The organism is Curtobacterium sp. MCLR17_044 (assembly GCF_003234435.1).
GTDB classification, from domain to species: Bacteria; Actinomycetota; Actinomycetes; order Actinomycetales; family Microbacteriaceae; genus Curtobacterium; species Curtobacterium flaccumfaciens.
The window spans coordinates 223,559-240,576 of sequence record NZ_QKTC01000001.1 but is presented as its reverse complement, the minus strand read 5'-3'; the positions used below and the strand labels follow the sequence as shown (position 1 = coordinate 240,576).

Below are 17,018 nucleotides of genomic sequence, written 5' to 3'. Positions count from 1 at the left end.
ACCATTGCTGCTCACGAAGCGCGGCCGTGGTCGCGACCACGGACGGACGGGAGGTGGGCCCCACCAGCCGGTACCGCCGCACCGCGCCAGCGGGGCGACGGCCGTGCCTGGAGGGACGGTGCCAGCTGGCACCGGGCCTCCCGTCCGTCGGCTGGTGCGCCTAGAGCGCTGCCAGCGCCGCGTTCAACGTGGCGGACGGACGCATGACCGCGCTCGTCTTGGCGTCGTCGGGACGGTAGTAGCCGCCGATGTCGGCCGGGTGACCCTGCACCGAGACGAGCTCGTCGACGATGGTGTGCTCCTGCTCACCGAGCTTCGCCGCGAGGTCCGCGAACGACGCCGCGAGCTCAGTGTCCTGGGTCTGCGCCGCGAGCTCCTCGGCCCAGTACTTCGCCAGGTAGAAGTGGCTGCCGCGGTTGTCGATCGAGCCGAGCTTCCGGCCCGGGGACTTGTCCTGCTCCAGGAACGTCCCGGTGGCACGGTCGAGGGTCTCGCCCAGGATCTTCGCCCGCTCGTTGCCCGTCACACCGGCGAGGTGCTCGAGGCTGACCGCCAGTGCGAGGAACTCGCCCAGGCTGTCCCAGCGCAGGTAGTTCTGCTGCACGAGCTGCTGCACGTGCTTCGGGGCGGAACCACCGGCACCGGTCTCGAACAGGCCGCCACCGCCCAGCAGCGGGACGACGGAGAGCATCTTCGCCGAGGTGCCGAGCTCCATGATCGGGAACAGGTCGGTCAGGTAGTCGCGCAGGACGTTGCCGGTGACCGAGATGGTGTCCTCGCCTCGGCGGATGCGCTCGAGCGAGAAGCGCATGGCGTCCTCGGGCGCGAGGATCTCGAGCTGCAGGCCCTCGGTGTCGTGCTCGCCGAGGTACTGGCGAACGAGCCCGATGAGGTTCGCGTCGTGCGCACGGGTCTCGTCGAGCCAGAACACGGCCGGCGTCGCGGAGGCACGCGCGCGGGTGACGGCGAGCTTCACCCAGTCGCGGATGGCGACGTCCTTGGTCTGGCAGGCGCGCCAGATGTCACCGGGCTCGACGTCGTGCTCGATGACGACGTCGCCCGAGGCGGTCGTGACGCGGACCACACCGGCGCCGGGGAGCTCGAACGTCTTGTCGTGCGAGCCGTACTCCTCGGCCTTCTGCGCCATCAGGCCGACGTTGGGCACGGAGCCCATCGTCGACGGGTCGAAGGCGCCGTGGGCGCGGCAGTCGTCGAGCACGGCCTGGTAGATGCCGGCGTAGCTCGAGTCGGGGATGACGGCGAGGGTGTCGTGCTCGTCGCCGTCCGGGCCCCACATGTGCCCCGAGGTGCGGATCATCGCGGGCATCGACGCGTCGACGATGACGTCGCTCGGCACGTGCAGGTTCGTGATGCCCTTGTCCGAGTCGACCATGGCGAGCTCGGGGCCGTCGGCGATGCCCTGCTTGAAGGCACGCTCGATCTCGGCGCCGTTCGGCAGCGCAGCGAGGCCGGCGAGGATCGAACCGAGGCCGTCGTTCGGGGTCAGGCCCGCGGCGGCGAGGTCGGCGCCGTAGCGCTCGAACACCGACGGGAAGAACGCCTTGATGACGTGGCCGAAGATGATCGGGTCGGAGATCTTCATCATCGTGGCCTTGAGGTGCACGGAGAACAGGACGTCCTCGGCGGCGGCGCGCTCGATCTGCTTGCGCAGGAACGACTCGAGTGCGGCCACGTGCAGCACGGTGCCGTCCACGACCTCGCCCTGCAGGACGGGGATCGACTGCTTGAGGACCTGCTCGCTGCCGTCCTCGGCCACGAAGGTGATCGTCAGGACGTCGTCGGCGGGGGCGATCCAGGACTTCTCGTTCGACCGGAAGTCGTCGACGCCCATGGTGGTGACGTTCGTCTTCGAGTCACGCGACCAGGCGCCCATGCGGTGCGGGTGCTTCCGGGCGTAGTTCTTGACGGACAGGGGTGCGCGGCGGTCGGAGTTGCCCTCGCGCAGCACCGGGTTGACGGCGCTGCCCTGGACACGCCCGTAGCGGGCGCGGACGTCGCGCTGCTCGTCGGTCGTGGCCTCGTCCGGGTAGTCGGGCAGGTCGTAACCCTGCGCCTGCAGTTCCTTGATCGCGACCTTGAGCTGGGGGATCGACGCCGAGATGTTCGGCAGCTTGATGATGTTCGCCTCGGGGGTCTTCGCCAGGTCGCCGAGTTCGGCGAGGGCGTCGTCCAGGCGCTGCTCGTCAGTGAGCCGCTCCGGGAACTGGGCGATGATCCGGCCGGCGAGCGAGATGTCGCGGGTCTCGACGTCGACACCCGCGGTGCCGGCGAAGGCCTGGATGACCGGGAGGAAGGAGTGGGTGGCGAGGAACGGCGCCTCGTCCGTGAGGGTGTAGATGATCTTGGCCATGCTGGCGGGTACTCCCTTGTTCGACCGTCGGTACGTCCACGGTACTCGTGGCGCAGAATGTCTCGACATCAAGATACATGGCCCCCGCTTCCGCGCGGCAGATGCTCGGCCGACACCCTGGAGGCGCACTGTCGACACATAGGAACGGTGCGTGGACTGGTCTTCCGCAGCACCAGAGCGAGGGAGAGCGCGCATGACCACCACACGGCAGACCCCGGACGACTTCGGCTGGACCGCGGAGGACCTGCGGTCCGCCTACGCCTCGGACGGCAGCGGGCCCTACCGGTACGCGCCGGACGGCTCCGGCCCGTTCTCGTACGACCCCGACGGCTCCGGTCCCTGGCTCGTCGGCCCCGAACCCCGACGGAGCACGAAGCGGTTCGCACCGCGTCAGCGTGGCAGCCGGTCGCGCTTGGGGCGGATCGGGACGGCCTGCACCGCCGGAGCGCTGGCGCTCGTGCTCGCCGTCGGCAGCGTCTCCGTCGTCGCGCACGCCGCTCCTCCACACCCGTCGGTGCAGGCGAGCGCCGCGCAGGGCCCCGGACCCGGACCCGGACCCGACGGAGCCTGAGCCTCAGTCGCCGATCGAGACGCGGAACACCCGGACGCCGGCGGCACGGAGCCCGGCGAGCCCGAGCCGCATGCGCAGGGGCCGGAAGGGCCGGCGGAACCCGGACGACGCCGACGCGGCATCGATCTGGTGCAGGACCTCGGACGTCAGGGTGCGCTCGAGCTTCGGCGCCAGGCGAGTCACCCCGGACACCGTGACGACGATGCGGACGGCGTGCGGCGCGAGCATCGGTGCGATGAGCTCGGCAGCCGCCTGCGCCCGGTGGAACGCGGGGTCGTCACCGGGGCGACGGATCGCGATGACGGCCAACGCCGCGTCCCACGTCTCCTCGGGGTCCGGCAGGTCGTCGACCCCGATGACCCGCATCCGCGCGGCGTCGATCCCGGCGCGCACGGCCGCGGCCCGGAGCACGGGGAGGAGTTCCTGGGTACCGGCCAGCACGACGTCGGCCGACGCCAGGTCGACCGTTCCGTACCGCTCACGCGGCGATCGGGCCATGGTGCGGGTCCTTCCGTCGCTTTCCCCTGACCGTACCGATGCGGAGGGCCCGGGGGACGCTTCCGCCCGTGGTGATCAGGGGCCTCTCAGCGCACTCGGTAACGAAAAGATCACGAAAGGGCCTGTACAAAGCGACAGAGTCGTGCAGAATGGTGGGCGGCCATGACGACTGCACCCGAACTCGACCAGCACCCGGAGACCCCGGTGGTGCACCTGTCCCGTCGCGCCGCCCTCGAGGCCGAGCGCGCAGCAGCCCGCGGACCGCAGCGTCGCAGCAAGACGGCGCCGGTCGCGAAGGCCGCCAAGCCCGAGAAGCCGGCCAAGGCAGCGAAGGTCGCCAAGGCAGCGAAGGTCGCCAAGGCGCCGAAGGCCGCGAAGGCCGCGAAGGTCGCCAAGCCCGTGCAGGCCGTCGTCCTCGCGACCGCGTCCTCGGCCACCGAGGCGGCCGGCCGCCGCTCCGCAGCCGCACGCGCCACCACCGAGCACGTCGACGACCGCATCCAGCGGGTCGTCCGTCGCCCCGCACCCAAGGTGACCCGTGTCGCCAGCGCACCCCGGGCCTCCCGGTCGGCCCGCGCCGGACGCATCACGCTCACCAGCGCCGCCGCCGCCATCGCGATGTTCGCCGCCTCGGCGATGCCCGCCCACGCGAGCGCCGGCACCTCGATGGCCACCTCGACCATCGCGCCCGTCGTGCGCACCCAGGACTACGCGGTGACCCAGGCGGTCACGGCCGCCGGGTTCGACCGTGACGGGTTCACCGTCGGCGGCGGCTCGACCGTCACCGCGAAGACCGCTGGTTCCGCCGACACCGCGGCGACCGCGGGCGGCGCCGTCTCGTTCGGCGGCGCGGTCCGCTCGCCGTTCCCCGGCCCGGTGCAGATGAGCTCCGGCTTCGGGTACCGCTCGGCACCGTGCGGCGCGTGCTCGTCGCTGCACCAGGGCCTCGACTTTACCCCGGGCATGGGCACGCCGATCGGCGCCGTCGCCGCGGGCAAAGTCCGGGTCTCGGGCACGTACTTCTCGTACGGCAACGCGGTCATCATCGACCACGTGGTCGATGGCCGTCAGGTCTCCACGCTCTACGGCCACATGATCCCCGGCTCCTCGCCGCTCAAGGTCGGCGACACCGTCGCGGCCGGCCAGTTCATCGGGCTCGTCGGGTCGTCCGGCGTCTCGACCGGTGCCCACCTGCACCTCGAGGTCCTGATGGACGGCGTCACGCCGATCGACCCGAAGGCGTGGCTCGAAGCCCGCATCGGTCGCTCGCTCACGCTGTAGCGACCGCGCCCCGCACCGACCGCTCCCCGTTGCGACGCGGGATCCACAGCCGCTGTCGAGCGGCAGCACGGTGATGTCCCAGTCGGCCTGTGCAGACTCACAGGCATGGACGATCCCCACAGACCGCCCGCCCGTCGTCGATCCGAGGCGGCTGCCCGCTGATGGGCGCCGACACCTGGATCGCCTTCGGGCTCGTCATCCTCTTCGTGCTCGTCGGCGGGGTCTTCGCGGCCGCCGAGATCGCTCTCGTCTCCCTCCGCGAATCCCAGCTGCAGCAGCTCGAACGCCGCGGCCCCCGCGGGATGCGGGTCGCCGAGCTCGGCCGTGACCCCAACCGGTTCCTGTCCGCCGTGCAGATCGGCGTGACCGTCGCCGGGTTCTTCTCCGCCGCGTACGGTGCATCCTCGATCGCACCCGACGTCGCGCCGCTGTTCCAGGGGCTCGGCCTCGAGCAGGGCACGGCCGAAGCCGTCGCGCTGGTGCTGATGACCCTCGTCATCGCGTACCTGTCGCTCGTGTTCGGCGAGCTCGTGCCGAAGCGCCTCGCCCTGCAGCGTGCCGAGGGCTTCTCGATGGCCGTCGCCCCGACCCTGGAGCGCTTCGCGGTGCTGATGCGGCCGGTGATCTGGCTGCTCTCGAAGTCCACCGACACCGTCGTGCGACTGCTCGGCGGCGACCCGAACGCCCGCAGCGAGTCGATGAGTACCGAGGAACTCCGCGGCCTGGTCGACGAGCACACCGGCGTCGACGAGCAGGGACGCCGGATCGCCCGCAGCGCCCTGGACGCCGGTGACCGCATCCTGCGCGAGTCGATGCGCCCCTGGTACGACGTCTCGACGCTGGATGCCGGTCTCTCCGTCGCCGAGGCCACCGACCAGGCCATCGCGGCCGGGCACACCCGGTACCTCGTGACCTCCGGCGGGCGTGACGAGGTCCAGGGCTTCGTGCACCTCCGTGACCTGCTGCGTCCGGTCGACCCCGCGGCCCCGGTCGCCACGCTCGTCCGGCCGGTGCTCGCCCTGCCCGAGACGAAGTCGCTGTCGAGCGCGATCGCGGACATGCGCACCGACGGCCACCAGATCGCCCTGGTGGTCGACGAGTACGGCGGCAGCGCGGGCATGGTCACGCTCGAGGCGCTGCTCGAGGACCTCGTCGGCCGCATCCGCGACGAGTGGGACTCCACCGAGTACGACGAGTCGGTGCTGGCGCACGACGGCGTCGACGGCGCCACGGTGCTCGAGGACCTGGCCGCGGACGGCGGCCCGGTCCTGCCGGACGGCGACTACGAGACCGTGGGTGGGCTCGTGCAGGTGCAGCTGGACCGCGTCCCCGAGGTCGGTGACGTCGTCCTGGCCGGCGGCCACCGCCTCGAGGTGACCGCCATGGACGGTCACCGCGTCGCGCGCGTGCGCATCGGACCCGACGCCGCGCCCTGACCGCGGGACAGAGCGGTCGGGAGGCCCGTGGCGGCCCCGCCACGGGCCTCCCGACCGGCCCTGGTCGCGTCCACCCCGTCGAAGCGACTGAATCCCGCGAACGTTCGGGCACGATCTGTCGCTTTCGCGAACCGGACGGTAGGGCGACCCGCGAAGTGTCGCTTCTGCGCACCGGGGGCTGACGGGTACCGCCCGTGCCTGCCGGACGCACGGCCCGGGCACGTACGCTCGTCGCATGGGTATCGACGTGCGCAACGAGATCCGCGACTTCTTGTCCTCCAGGCGGGCGCGGCTCACCCCCGAGCAGGTCGGCATGCCGTCGTTCGGCGGCGGGGTCCGACGGGTCCCCGGGCTGCGTCGGCACGAGGTCGCCATGCTCGCCGGCGTCAGCGTCGACTACTACACGCGGCTCGAGCGCGGCTCGCTCAAGGGCGTCTCGGACAGCGTGCTCGAGGGCCTGGCGAGCGCCCTGCAGCTCGACGAGGACGAGCGTGCGCACCTGTGGGACCTCACGCGCCTGGCGAACTCCGGCGCGAAGGTCATGCACCGGAACGTGCCGACCCGCGTGCGCCCCGGCGTGCAGCGGCTGCTCGACGCCATCACCGGCGCGCCGGCCTGGGTGCGGAACGAGCGCGGGGACGTCGTCGCGACGAACGAGCTCGGCCGTGCGCTCTACGCACCGCTCTTCGCCGGCCCCGGACGCCCGGTGAACACCGCTCGCTTCACCTTCCTCGACCCGGCCGCCCGTGACTTCTTCCCGGACTGGGCACAGACCGCGAAGGACGCCGTGGCCGTGCTCCGGACCGCCGCGGTGTCGAACCCCTGCGAGCCGGGGCTCATCACGCTCGTCGGTGAGCTCTCCACCCGGAGCGAGGAGTTCCGCGGCTGGTGGGCTGCCCACGACGTCCGGATGCAGCGCACCGGCAAGAAGCGCATCGACCACCCGATCGTGGGGGAGCTGCGGCTGTCCTACGAGGCGCTCGACCTGGTCGCCGACCCCGGCCTGACGCTGTTCTCGTACTCGGCCGAACCGGGCAGCGAGTCCGAGCGGTCGCTCGCGCTGCTCGGCAGCTGGGCAGCGACGGAGCGGGCCGAGCAGTACGCGGCCATGCGCGAGTCGGAGTCCGAGTCCGAGTCGGTCGACTGACCCGGCCCGCCGACGGGCAGGTGCGTCAGCGCCGTGGTCGGAACGTCAGGCCTGGGGCGGCACGTCGCCGTCGAACAGCTCCGGCGAGCGCATCCGCTCGATGCGCAGCTGCCGCTCCGTCGCCGACAACCGCAGCACACGGATCGCGGCGAACACGAGCACGATGAGGGCGACGGCCAGCACCGCGAGCGCCAGCACGAACAGGGCGTAGAGGACGACGACGAATCCGAGACCACTGTCTGCGAGCATCCGTCGAACATAGCAGCGCGGGTTCGTAGGGTGGAGACGTGACGAGGACCACGGACGGCTCAGCCGGGGACGCGGACCACCGGCAGCACCGCCGGCCCGAACCCGCGTTCGCCCGCGCGGTCGCGAAGGCCCTCGGAGACGCCCGGGCCGTGCTCGACGTCGGGGCCGGCGCTGTTTCCTACGCACCGACCGACCGCGACGTGACCGCCGTGGAACCCGCCGGAGACCTGCCCTTCGCCGACGCCACCTTCGACGCCGCGATGACGACCTTCTCGCTGCACGAGTGGGACGACCTCGAACGCGGGCTCGCCGAGGTGCGTCGGGTGACCCGGGGCCCGATCGTGGCCCTGACGTTCGACCCCGACCGCATCGAGCGCTCCTGGCTCGCCGAGTACGCGCCCGAGGTGCTGGCGGCCGACGCCCGTCGCCACCCCGCACTGCCGCGGATCGCCGACGCACTGGGCGACGACACCGTGACGAGCACCCCGTTGCCGATCCCGTTCACGTGCGTCGATGGGTTCGCCGAGGCGTACTACGCGCGCCCCGAGCGTCTGCTCGACCCCGGCGTGCGCCAGGCGGACCCGGCGTGGGGCCTCGTCGACGAGTTCACCGTCCGGCGGTCGGTGGCAGCGCTCCGGACCGCGCTGGAGTCGGGGGAGTGGGACCGGCGGCACGGGTCGTTGCGGATCCGCCCGACGTACGAGGGCTCGGTCGTCCTGGTCACGGCGACGCCGAACCGGCCGCGGACGGACCGGGCCGGGCTTGACACCCGGTCGTAGGCTGGTCGGGTGAGCTTCCAGGAGGTGGTCGGCGCCCGTATCGCCGGCATCAGGGCGTGAGGCCCTCGGTCGTGCCCTCGGGTGCGGCCGACCTCGTCGAACCCTGACCTCCTCCGCCCGGTGCGGTGTGCGTCCGCACACCCCGGGCCTGCACGAAAGCGATCACCCATGCTCCCCATCGTGGAGAAGACCCTCCGCACGTCCTTCGTCAACGCCTCGCGCAAGGAGGTGTCCGACCTCACGCTGCCCGCCGACTTCGAGACGCTCGACTGGGACGCGCTCGACTACCTCGGCTGGCGCGACCCGAAGATCGGTCGGCGTGCGTACGCCGTCGTGCCGACCCTGGACGGCGACCTGATCGGCATCCTGTTCCGGCAGGCCGAGGCCTCGCCCCGCTCCCGTGCCCAGTGCTCGTGGTGCCAGGACGTCAAGCTGCCGAACGACGTCGCGTTCTACAGCGCGAAACGGTCCGGGCCGGCCGGGCGGAACGGCAACACCGTCGGCACCCTGGTGTGCCAGGACTTCCAGTGCTCGCGGAACGTCCGGAAGCTGCCGCCGCCCGCCTACGAGGGCTACGACGTCGAGGCAGCGCGCCTCCGGCGCATCGAGGACCTGCAGGTCCGGGCCGCGTCCTTCGCCGCCGAGGTCTGAGACGCGACTGACGACGGACGGGAGGCCCGTGACGGATCCGCCACGGGCCTCCAGGCCGTCAACCGGTCGCGTCTACCGACCGATGGTCGACATGTCGGGGTAGCGGTCACCGGTCGGGACCGGCAGCGCCGACAGGCGCGACAGCTGGTCCGCCGTGAGGGTCAGGTCGGCTGCGCCGACGTTCTCCTCGAGGCGGGAGACCCGCTTCGTGCCGGGGATCGGGACGATGTCGTCGCCCTGGGCCAGCAGCCAGGCGAGCGACACCTGCGCCGGGGTGGCGCCGGCCTCGGTCGCGATGTCCTTGACGGCGTCGACGATGCGCATGTTCTGCTCGAACGCCTCCTGCTGGAAGCGCGGGTTCGCCAGGCGGAAGTCGTCGGAGTCCAGGTCGGACGGCTTCGTGATGGCACCCGTCAGGAACCCGCGGCCGAGCGGCGAGTACGGCACCAGGCCGATGCCGAGCTCGCGCAGGGTGTCGAGCACGTCGCCCTCGGGGTCCCGCGTCCACAGCGAGTACTCGCTCTGCAGCGCGGTGATCGGGTGGACGGCGTGGGCCTTGCGGATGGTGTCGGCACCGGCCTCGGACAGTCCGATGTGCCGGATCTTGCCCTCCTGCACGAAGCCGGCGAGCTGGCCGATGACGTCCTCGATCGGGACGGCCGGGTCGACGCGGTGCTGGTAGTAGAGGTCGATGTGGTCCGTGCCCAGGCGACGGAGTGAGCCCTCGAGCGCCTCGCGCACGGACTCGGGCTGGCTGGAGATCCCGCGCTGCTGCGTCGGCGTCTCCTCTCCGGCCTCGTGGTGGTACAGGCCGAACTTGGTCGCGATGACGACGTCGTCGCGACGGCCCTCGAGCGCACGGCGCAGGAGTTCTTCGTTCGTGTAGGGGCCGTAGGCCTCGGCGGTGTCGAACAGGGTGACGCCGAGGTCGATCGCGCGGTGGATGGTGCGGATCGACTCGTCGTCGTCGGTGCCGGCGCCCGTGTAGAAGGCGCTCATGCCCATGGTTCCGAGGCCGATCGGTCCGACCTCGAGGTCTGCGAGCTTGCGTGTCTGCATGCTGCAGGTCTACTCCCGGTCCCCCTGACGGCGGGAGGCACTGGCTGTACCCGCCTCCGCACCGCTAGGCTGCGAGGGAGCGGGGCAGACGCCCTGGGCTCGGGGGAATGTCGTGGTCGTCATCTGGATCGTCATCGCCGTGGTCGTCGTGCTCGGCGCCCTGCTCGTCGTGCTCGAGGTGCAGAACCGCCGTCGGCGGCGGGCGCTCGCGGACCTCGAGGACTTCTCCGACCCCACGGCCGGGTCACGTGCCATGGCCGATGCCGAGGCCGCTCGATCGACGGCCGAAGGCGTGTCGAAGACCGCGCACCCGGGTGGCAGCGCCGCCAGCGGGATGTTCTCCGGCTGACCCACCCGGCCGCTCCGGCGGTTGTCGGAAGCAGCGGGTCCCCGGTGACCCGGGCTGCCCGCGCTTCGTGAGGTTCCTCCAAGGTGCTCGCACGAGTGCTCCGCGCGCTGGTGTGATCAATCCGTGAACCTGTACTTCCGACTGCTCCTGCTGCAGCTGCGCACCCGTTTGCGCGCTCGGGTCGGTGGACGCCGCCGGGCGTCGCTCTGGGACGAGGTCCGGACGCCGTTCCGGGTCGCTCCCACCGACCTCGACCCGCTGCGCCACGTCAACAACGGCAAGTACCTGTCGATGCTCGACCTCGGTCGGCTCGACCTGATGCTCCGCTCCGGGTACTGGGCCGCACTGTCCGAGCACGGCTGGTACCCCGTCGTCTCGGCGCAGACGATCACGTACAAGCGGTCGTTGACGCTCGGCCAGCGGTTCGAGCTCCGCACCCACGTGCTCGGGGTCGACGACCGTGCCGTGTACCTGGAGCAGACGTTCGTGCGGCAGGGTGCCGTGATGGCCCGCGCCGTGGTGCAGGCCCGGTTCCTGCGGCGTTCCGGCGGGACCGTGCCGACCGCGGACCTGCTCGAGGCGGCGGGTGGCGCGGACCGCGACCTCACCGTGCCCGACTGGGTGCACGACTGGGCGAGTGCGACCCGGATCAGCAGCGGCGCGGCCTGACCCGCGCGGCCGCCCGGTCCTACGATGACCGCATGGACATCGTCGACCTGGTGCTGCCGGACGTCGCCGCGTGGCGTGCCTGGCTCGACGACCACGAGCACGAACCCGACGGCGTGTGGCTCGTCCTCGCCAAGAAGGGCGTCACGGAGCCGACGACGCTGACGTACGACACGGCCCTCGACGAGGCGCTCTGCTCCGGGTGGATCGACGGGCAGCGGCGCGGGCGCGACGACACGACCTACCGCCAGCGGTTCACCCCGCGCCGGAAGGCTTCGCTGTGGTCGCAGCGGAACCTCGGCCTGGTCGCCGCACTCATCGCCGAGGGGCGGATGCGGGAGCGCGGGCACGCCGAGATCGAGCGCGCCAAGGCTGACGGCCGGTGGGACCGCGCCTACGCCGGCTCGGCAACGGCCACGGTGCCCGAGGACCTGCAGGCCGCGCTCGACGCCGCCCCCGCAGCCGCCGCGCTGTTCGCCGAGCTCGACGCAACCAACCGGTACGCCGTGCTGCACCGCATCACCACCGCCCCGAACGCCACGGTGCGGACGAACCGGCTCACCAAGCTCGTCGGCGGACTCGAACGCGGCGAGACCCCGTACCCGCGACCCACCCGTCCGTAGACCCTGCGAACCCGGAAAGCGGTCGGGGGACACCGACTCAGGGACCGGCAACGCACCGGGCGTAGACCGGGGACATGACCACAGGCACTGACACCACGAACCGTCCGGCCGCGTCCTCCGGCACCTTCCGCATCGGCGGCGACCTCGAGGTCAACCGGCTCGGCTACGGCACCATGCAGCTCACCGGCCCCGGCGTCTGGGGACCGCCGAAGGACCACGACGAGGCGATCCGCGTCCTCAAGCGCGCCGTCGAGCTTGGCGTGAACTTCTTCGACACCGCCGACTCGTACGGCCCCTACGTCGCCGAGGAGCTCCTCAAGGAGGCCCTGCACCCCTACGGCGACGACGTCGTCATCGCCACGAAGGCCGGCCTCACCCGTACCGGCCCGAACGTCTGGCCGCCCGTCGGCCGCCCCGAGTACCTCCGGCAAGAGGCCGAGATGAGCCTCCGACGCCTGGGCCTCGAGCGCATCGACCTGTTCCAGCTGCACCGCATCGACCCGAAGGTCCCGCTCGAGGACCAGGTCGGCGAGCTGAAGAAGCTGCAGGACGAGGGCAAGATCCGCCACATCGGCCTGTCCGAGGTCTCCGTCGACGAGGTCAAGGCCGCGCAGGAGATCGCCACGATCGTCTCCGTGCAGAACCTCTACAACCTGCAGAAGCGTGACGCCGAGGAGCTGCTCGACTGGTCCGAGGAGCAGGGCATCGGCTTCATCCCGTGGTTCCCCCTGGCCACGGGTGGCCTGACCGGCGAGGACTCGCCGCTCACCGAGATCGCCGAGCGCAAGGGTGCCACCCCGGCGCAGCTCGCGCTCGCCTGGCTGCTCAAGCGCTCCCCGGTGATGCTGCCGATCCCCGGCACGTCGAGCGTCGCGCACCTGGAGGACAACCTCGCGGGTGCCACCGTCGAGCTGACCGACGACGAGTTCGAGGAGCTGGCGAAGCTGGGTCACTGACCCTCAGGACGCGACCGCGGGTCGCGAACGCGACGACCGGTCGGACGGGAGGCGCGGTGCCAGCTGGCACCGCGCCTCCCGTCCGTTTTCCCGCCCTCTCCAGATCCGTGCTTGCGCACGCATACCGGGTATGTGCATACTCAGTATGGCCACGGTGGCCCGGGACAGGGGAATTGTCATGAGCGTTCGGATGGGCGTACTCGCGCTGCTGGTGGGGGGACCCGGCTACGGGTACCAGCTCCGGGGGGAGTTCGAGCACCGCACCGGCGGGAGCTGGCCGCTGAACATCGGCCAGGTCTACACGACCCTGGACCGCCTGGAACGCGACGGCCTGGTGGCCCGCGGCGACGCCGACGACGACGGACACGTCGTCTACACGGCGACCGACGCGGGTCGCGCGGAGGTGGCACGCTGGTTCAGCGAGCCCGTGCCGGCCAAGCGCGGCCGCGACGAGCTGGCGATCAAGTTCGCCCTCGCCGTGACGGTGCCCGGAGTCGACGTCGCCCGGCTGGTGCAGGTGCAGCGCGGTGCCGCGATCCGGAACCTGCAGGACCTGACGCGGCTGAAGCGGACGACCGACCCGTCGACGGACCTGGCGTGGTCGCTCGTGCTCGAGTCGATGGTGTTCCAGGCCGAGGCCGAGGTGCGCTGGCTCGATCACGTGGAGTCGAGCGTCGCGCGGTACCGGCCGGACGAGCACCCGGCGGCGCCTGCCAGTGCCGACGCTGCGGCTTCCGCTGCCGCTGCGGCTTCCGCTCCGCGGAGCGCACGGTGACCGCCGCACCGCTCCTGCAGCTCGACGCCGTGAGCGTGCACTACGGCTCCGGTGCAAAGGCCGTCACCGCCCTGGCCGGCATCGACCTGCGGGTCGAGCGTGGCGAGATGGTGGCCGTGATGGGCACCTCGGGGTCGGGCAAGTCGACGCTGCTCGCCTGCGCCGGCACCCTGCTGCCGCCGACGAGCGGTGAGGTGCTGATCGACGGCGCCTTCGTGTCCGACCGTCCCGCAAAGGAGCTCGCAGCGCTGCGGCGCCGGCTCATCGGGTTCGTGTTCCAGGACTTCAACCTGATCCCCTCGCTGACCGCGGTCGAGAACGTGGCACTGCCGCTCGAGCTGGACGGGTGGAAGGCCTCGCAGGCCCGCCGCGCCGCGGAGCTCGCGCTGGACAACGTCGAGCTGTCGCACCGCTCCGACGCCTACCCGGACGACCTGTCCGGCGGCCAGCAGCAGCGCGTCGCGATCGCCCGCGGCGTGGTGGGCGAGCGCCGGCTCGTGCTCGCCGACGAACCGACCGGAGCCCTCGACTCGCAGACCGGCGAGGTCGTGCTCCGCATGCTCCGTCGGCACGTCGACGCCGGAGCCGGCGCCCTCCTGGTGACCCACGACGCCCGGCACGCGGCCTGGGCGGACCGGATCGTGTTCCTGCGCGACGGTCGGGTGGTCGACGAGACCGTGTACTCGGGCGTCGAGGCCGCGCTGACGGACCGGACCGCCTCGTGAGCCGGGGTCGGCGTGCCGGGACCGGCCGGACGCCGTTCGCCCTGAGACCGGCGCTCCGTCTGGGGCGTCGACTGGCGTTCGCGAAGGCGGGCCGTGCGGCACTGATCATCGCGCTCATCGGGATCCCCACCGCCGGGTTCGCCGCGGTCGCCGTCGTGGTGCAGTCCACACAGGCCACCGCAACCGAGCGGCTCGACTACGACCTCGGCCAGGCATCGGCGCAGATGCGGGTGTCCGGCCCGGACCTGCCCGGCATGGTGCAGGACCCCGTCCAGTGGCAGTCCACGGACTCGAAGCGGAACAGCCCCGTCACGAAGTCGGACGAGGACTCACCGTTCACGAACGTCCTGGCCCACGTGCCCGACGGCGCCCTGTCGATCCCGGTGGGCAGCGCGCCCGTCGTGCTCCAGGGTGCGCACGGCCCGGTCGGACTGACCGCCGTCGAGGGCAGCGTCTGGGATCCGTCACTCGATGGTCACTGGCACGTGCTCGACGGTTCCACGCCGACCACGCGCAGTGAGCTCATGGTCACGCCGGCGACGCTCGAACGCCTCGGGGCGCACATCGGCGACACGGTGGACCTGACCGACCCGGTCACCAAGCGCTTCACGATCACCGGCACCATGACCGACCTGGGGACGGACCCGGGTTCGCAGGGCGTGTTCCTGCCCTGGGGCACGACGCTCTCGACGACCGACACCACCGACGACGTGGGGCTCACCGACGTCACCGTGTACCTGCCGTCGGACGCCCCGACGTGGTCGGAGATCCGGCAGCTCAACGCGCACGGCATCATCGTGCAGTCGCGTCCGGTCGTGCTCGACCCGCCCGACGCCCGGCTCCCCGGTGGGCAGCTGGGCTCGTCGCTCGGCTGGTACCTCGGGGCGATGGGACTGCTCGGCGTCTTCGCGATGTTCGAGGTCGCCCTGCTCGCCGGGGCCGCGTTCCTGGTCGGTACACGGGCGGACACCCGCTCGTACGCCATCGTCACGAGCGTCGGCGGCGACAAGCGGTTCGTCCGCACGATCGTCGCCGGGTCGGGCCTGGTGCTCGGGCTCGTCGGCGCGGTCCTCGGGGTCGCCGCCGGCACCGGGATCGGTGTGCTCGCCTACCGACTGATCGACAACGGCAACGTGGCGTCGTTCCCCGGGTTGCACGTGCCGCCGCTCCTGCTGCTGTCCATCGCGGCCGCCGGGGTGCTCGCCGGACTCGTCTCGGCGCTCGTCGCCGCACGGTCGGCGACCCGGATCAACGTGCTCGCGGCGCTGCGGGGCTCGCTCCGTCCGGTGCCCGTCAGCCGTCCGGCCCGCCGTCGTCGGCGCATCTGGGGCCCACTGCTCATGGTCCTCGGAGCCGTGATGACGATGGCGTGCGGCGTCGGCGTCCTCATGCTCAACGACCGCCCGGTGCAGCACGACCGGTGGGCCTACGTCGTCGGTGCCGGCGTCGCGATCGGGCCGTGCCTGATGCAGCTCGGCATCGCCATCTGCTCACCGTGGCTGCTCGCCCTGATCACCCGGCTCACCTCGCGGGCCGGTCTGTCCGCCCGGCTCGCCGCCCGCGACGCCCGCCGCAACCCGGTCCGCACGGTGCCGGTGCTGGCGAGCGTCATGAGCGTCGTCTTCGTGGCCTCCGTCGTGATCACGTGGAGCGCGTCGAGCCACGCCCAGTACGTCCGTGGATACGAGTACTCCACGGCGGTCGGGGTGGCGACGGCCGAGGTGCAGACCGAGACGAAGGACGGCGGCAGTACCGGTCGCCACGACGCAGAACTGACGGCCCACGCCGCGAAGGTGGTGTCCGGGGTCTTCGACCAGGACCGCATCCGGGTGCTCGGTGTCGCGCAGGAGCAGCCGGGCGACACCCCCTCGACCGTCACGATCCCGCACCGCTGGAGCGCGTACGACTGCCCCGCGAACGACACGACGAGCTGCTCGTACTACCTGGACACGGCGAGCGTGTCGAGCCCGCACATCTGGACCGGGACCGTGGACGACTACGCCGTGCTCACCGGGCACCGGCCGTCCGCCGCCGTGCGGGACGCGCTCGAGGGCGGCGAGGCCGTGTCGCTCTGGCCCGAGTACGCCCACGACGGTGCGGTCCGCGTCGACACCTTCCACGACCGGACGTGGGAGAGCGACCCCATCACCGAGCGCAGCCGACCGGCGGCCAGCGTCTCGATCCCCGCGGTACTCGACGTGCAGACCCCGCGGATCCAGGTCGGCGTCTTCATGACGAAGGCGACCGCCGAGCAGTACGGCGTGCCCGTGGTCGACGGCATGCTCGTCACGACGCTGCCCCACGACCTCGACCCGGCCCAGGCGGACGAGCTGAGCTCGGCGTGGCAGAGCTTCGGCGGCGACGACCGTGCACGGTGGAGCGGCCCGTCGTTCATGTACGAAGCCGGCCCCACCGACAACGAGGCGATCATCCGGGCGATCGTGCTCGCACTGGCCGCGGCCGTCACCATCGGTGCGACGGCGGTGGCGATCGGACTCGCACGGTCCGACGGCCGGCGGGACGACGAAGTGCTCGACGCCATCGGTGCCGCACCGCGCCTGCGCCGCGGGGTGTCGACCTGGCAGGCGGCGATCCTGGCCACGGTCGGCTCGGTGATCGGGACACTCCTCGGACTCCTGCCGATCCGCGCCCTCACCCTGCGGTTCACCGAGAGTCCGGTCGGGGTGAACCACATGCCGTTCGTGCCGGACTGGCCGGTGCTGGCGCTGCTCGCGATCGGCCTGCCCCTCGTGGTGACGGCCGGGGCCTGGCTGACCTCGCGGGGTCGGCGGCGGGTGGCGGTGCGACGGGCGCACTGACGCGCGCGCTGCCTGAGCCGCGCGCTGCGTGAGGCTTCGTTTGGTGAGCAGAAGATGTCGAGT

17 protein-coding genes are annotated in these 17,018 nt (G+C 71.9%); 13 read left to right on the top strand and 4 right to left on the bottom strand.

Going from position 1 to position 17,018, the window contains the following annotated elements:
- Nucleotides 1–160: 160 nt before the first annotated feature.
- Nucleotides 161–2,371, bottom strand: a complete 2,211-nt coding sequence (locus DEJ04_RS01185) for an NADP-dependent isocitrate dehydrogenase (RefSeq protein WP_111045784.1) — start codon at nucleotides 2,369–2,371, stop codon at nucleotides 161–163.
- Between the two features lie 193 nt (nucleotides 2,372–2,564).
- Between DEJ04_RS01185 and DEJ04_RS01180 the strand changes: the two genes are divergently transcribed.
- The gene (locus tag DEJ04_RS01180) at nucleotides 2,565–2,942 is read left to right on the top strand and encodes a hypothetical protein (RefSeq protein WP_111045782.1); all 378 of its coding nucleotides are present in this window, start codon (nucleotides 2,565–2,567) and stop codon (nucleotides 2,940–2,942) included.
- Between the two features lie 3 nt (nucleotides 2,943–2,945).
- On the opposite strand, the gene DEJ04_RS01175 is transcribed toward DEJ04_RS01180, so the two are convergent.
- Nucleotides 2,946–3,440, bottom strand: coding sequence for a hypothetical protein (locus DEJ04_RS01175; protein WP_071406257.1), 495 nt, complete (start codon nucleotides 3,438–3,440; stop codon nucleotides 2,946–2,948).
- A 162-nt stretch (nucleotides 3,441–3,602) separates the two neighbouring features.
- On the opposite strand from DEJ04_RS01175, the gene DEJ04_RS01165 reads away from it, so the two are divergent.
- The 3 genes from DEJ04_RS01165 to DEJ04_RS01155 all read left to right on the top strand — a co-directional run bounded on the left by DEJ04_RS01165 (nucleotide 3,603) and on the right by DEJ04_RS01155 (nucleotide 7,304).
- Complete coding sequence (locus DEJ04_RS01165) at nucleotides 3,603–4,721, top strand: M23 family metallopeptidase (RefSeq protein WP_146248428.1); 1,119 nt, start codon at nucleotides 3,603–3,605, stop codon at nucleotides 4,719–4,721.
- 161 nt (nucleotides 4,722–4,882) lie between these two features.
- Nucleotides 4,883–6,157, top strand: coding sequence for a hemolysin family protein (locus tag DEJ04_RS01160; protein ID WP_111045774.1), 1,275 nt, complete (start codon nucleotides 4,883–4,885; stop codon nucleotides 6,155–6,157).
- A gap of 235 nt (nucleotides 6,158–6,392) precedes the next feature.
- Nucleotides 6,393–7,304 (top strand): helix-turn-helix transcriptional regulator, encoded by a 912-nt coding sequence (locus tag DEJ04_RS01155; RefSeq protein WP_111045772.1) that lies wholly within the window; start codon nucleotides 6,393–6,395, stop codon nucleotides 7,302–7,304.
- Between the two features lie 45 nt (nucleotides 7,305–7,349).
- Here the strand turns inward: DEJ04_RS01155 and DEJ04_RS01150 are convergent, their stop codons facing one another.
- Nucleotides 7,350–7,553: a hypothetical protein gene (locus DEJ04_RS01150; protein ID WP_017887883.1), complete on the bottom strand. Its 204-nt coding sequence runs from the start codon at nucleotides 7,551–7,553 to the stop codon at nucleotides 7,350–7,352.
- A gap of 38 nt (nucleotides 7,554–7,591) precedes the next feature.
- Here DEJ04_RS01150 and DEJ04_RS01145 point away from each other — a divergent pair, with 38 nt between their 5' ends.
- Both DEJ04_RS01145 and DEJ04_RS01140 read left to right on the top strand, forming a co-directional pair.
- A complete protein-coding gene (locus DEJ04_RS01145) occupies nucleotides 7,592–8,332 on the top strand; it encodes a class I SAM-dependent methyltransferase (RefSeq protein WP_111045770.1) in 741 nt (246 codons plus the stop codon).
- A gap of 168 nt (nucleotides 8,333–8,500) precedes the next feature.
- The gene (locus DEJ04_RS01140) at nucleotides 8,501–8,983 is read left to right on the top strand and encodes an FBP domain-containing protein (RefSeq protein WP_071406263.1); all 483 of its coding nucleotides are present in this window, start codon (nucleotides 8,501–8,503) and stop codon (nucleotides 8,981–8,983) included.
- 72 nt (nucleotides 8,984–9,055) lie between these two features.
- On the opposite strand, the gene DEJ04_RS01135 is transcribed toward DEJ04_RS01140, so the two are convergent.
- A complete protein-coding gene (locus DEJ04_RS01135; protein WP_111045768.1) occupies nucleotides 9,056–10,042 on the bottom strand; it encodes an aldo/keto reductase in 987 nt (328 codons plus the stop codon).
- Nucleotides 10,043–10,154: 112 nt separating this feature from the next.
- Here DEJ04_RS01135 and DEJ04_RS01130 point away from each other — a divergent pair, with 112 nt between their 5' ends.
- The 7 genes from DEJ04_RS01130 (at nucleotide 10,155) to DEJ04_RS01100 (ending at nucleotide 16,955) form a co-directional block, all read left to right on the top strand.
- Nucleotides 10,155–10,391, top strand: coding sequence for a hypothetical protein (locus DEJ04_RS01130; RefSeq protein ID WP_111038398.1), 237 nt, complete (start codon nucleotides 10,155–10,157; stop codon nucleotides 10,389–10,391).
- A gap of 123 nt (nucleotides 10,392–10,514) precedes the next feature.
- Complete coding sequence (locus DEJ04_RS01125) at nucleotides 10,515–11,060, top strand: acyl-CoA thioesterase (protein WP_111045766.1); 546 nt, start codon at nucleotides 10,515–10,517, stop codon at nucleotides 11,058–11,060.
- A gap of 32 nt (nucleotides 11,061–11,092) precedes the next feature.
- Nucleotides 11,093–11,680, top strand: a complete 588-nt coding sequence (locus DEJ04_RS01120) for a YdeI family protein (RefSeq protein WP_111045763.1) — start codon at nucleotides 11,093–11,095, stop codon at nucleotides 11,678–11,680.
- A 74-nt stretch (nucleotides 11,681–11,754) separates the two neighbouring features.
- Nucleotides 11,755–12,636: an aldo/keto reductase gene (locus DEJ04_RS01115; protein WP_027466858.1), complete on the top strand. Its 882-nt coding sequence runs from the start codon at nucleotides 11,755–11,757 to the stop codon at nucleotides 12,634–12,636.
- A 178-nt stretch (nucleotides 12,637–12,814) separates the two neighbouring features.
- Nucleotides 12,815–13,411, top strand: a complete 597-nt coding sequence (locus tag DEJ04_RS01110) for a PadR family transcriptional regulator (protein WP_258371269.1) — start codon at nucleotides 12,815–12,817, stop codon at nucleotides 13,409–13,411.
- The gene (locus DEJ04_RS01105) at nucleotides 13,408–14,136 is read left to right on the top strand and encodes an ABC transporter ATP-binding protein (RefSeq protein ID WP_071404089.1); all 729 of its coding nucleotides are present in this window, start codon (nucleotides 13,408–13,410) and stop codon (nucleotides 14,134–14,136) included. The genes DEJ04_RS01110 and DEJ04_RS01105 overlap by 4 nt, the downstream gene beginning before the upstream one ends.
- Nucleotides 14,133–16,955 (top strand): ABC transporter permease, encoded by a 2,823-nt coding sequence (locus DEJ04_RS01100; RefSeq protein ID WP_111045758.1) that lies wholly within the window; start codon nucleotides 14,133–14,135, stop codon nucleotides 16,953–16,955. The genes DEJ04_RS01105 and DEJ04_RS01100 overlap by 4 nt, the downstream gene beginning before the upstream one ends.
- Nucleotides 16,956–17,018 lie beyond the last annotated feature (63 nt).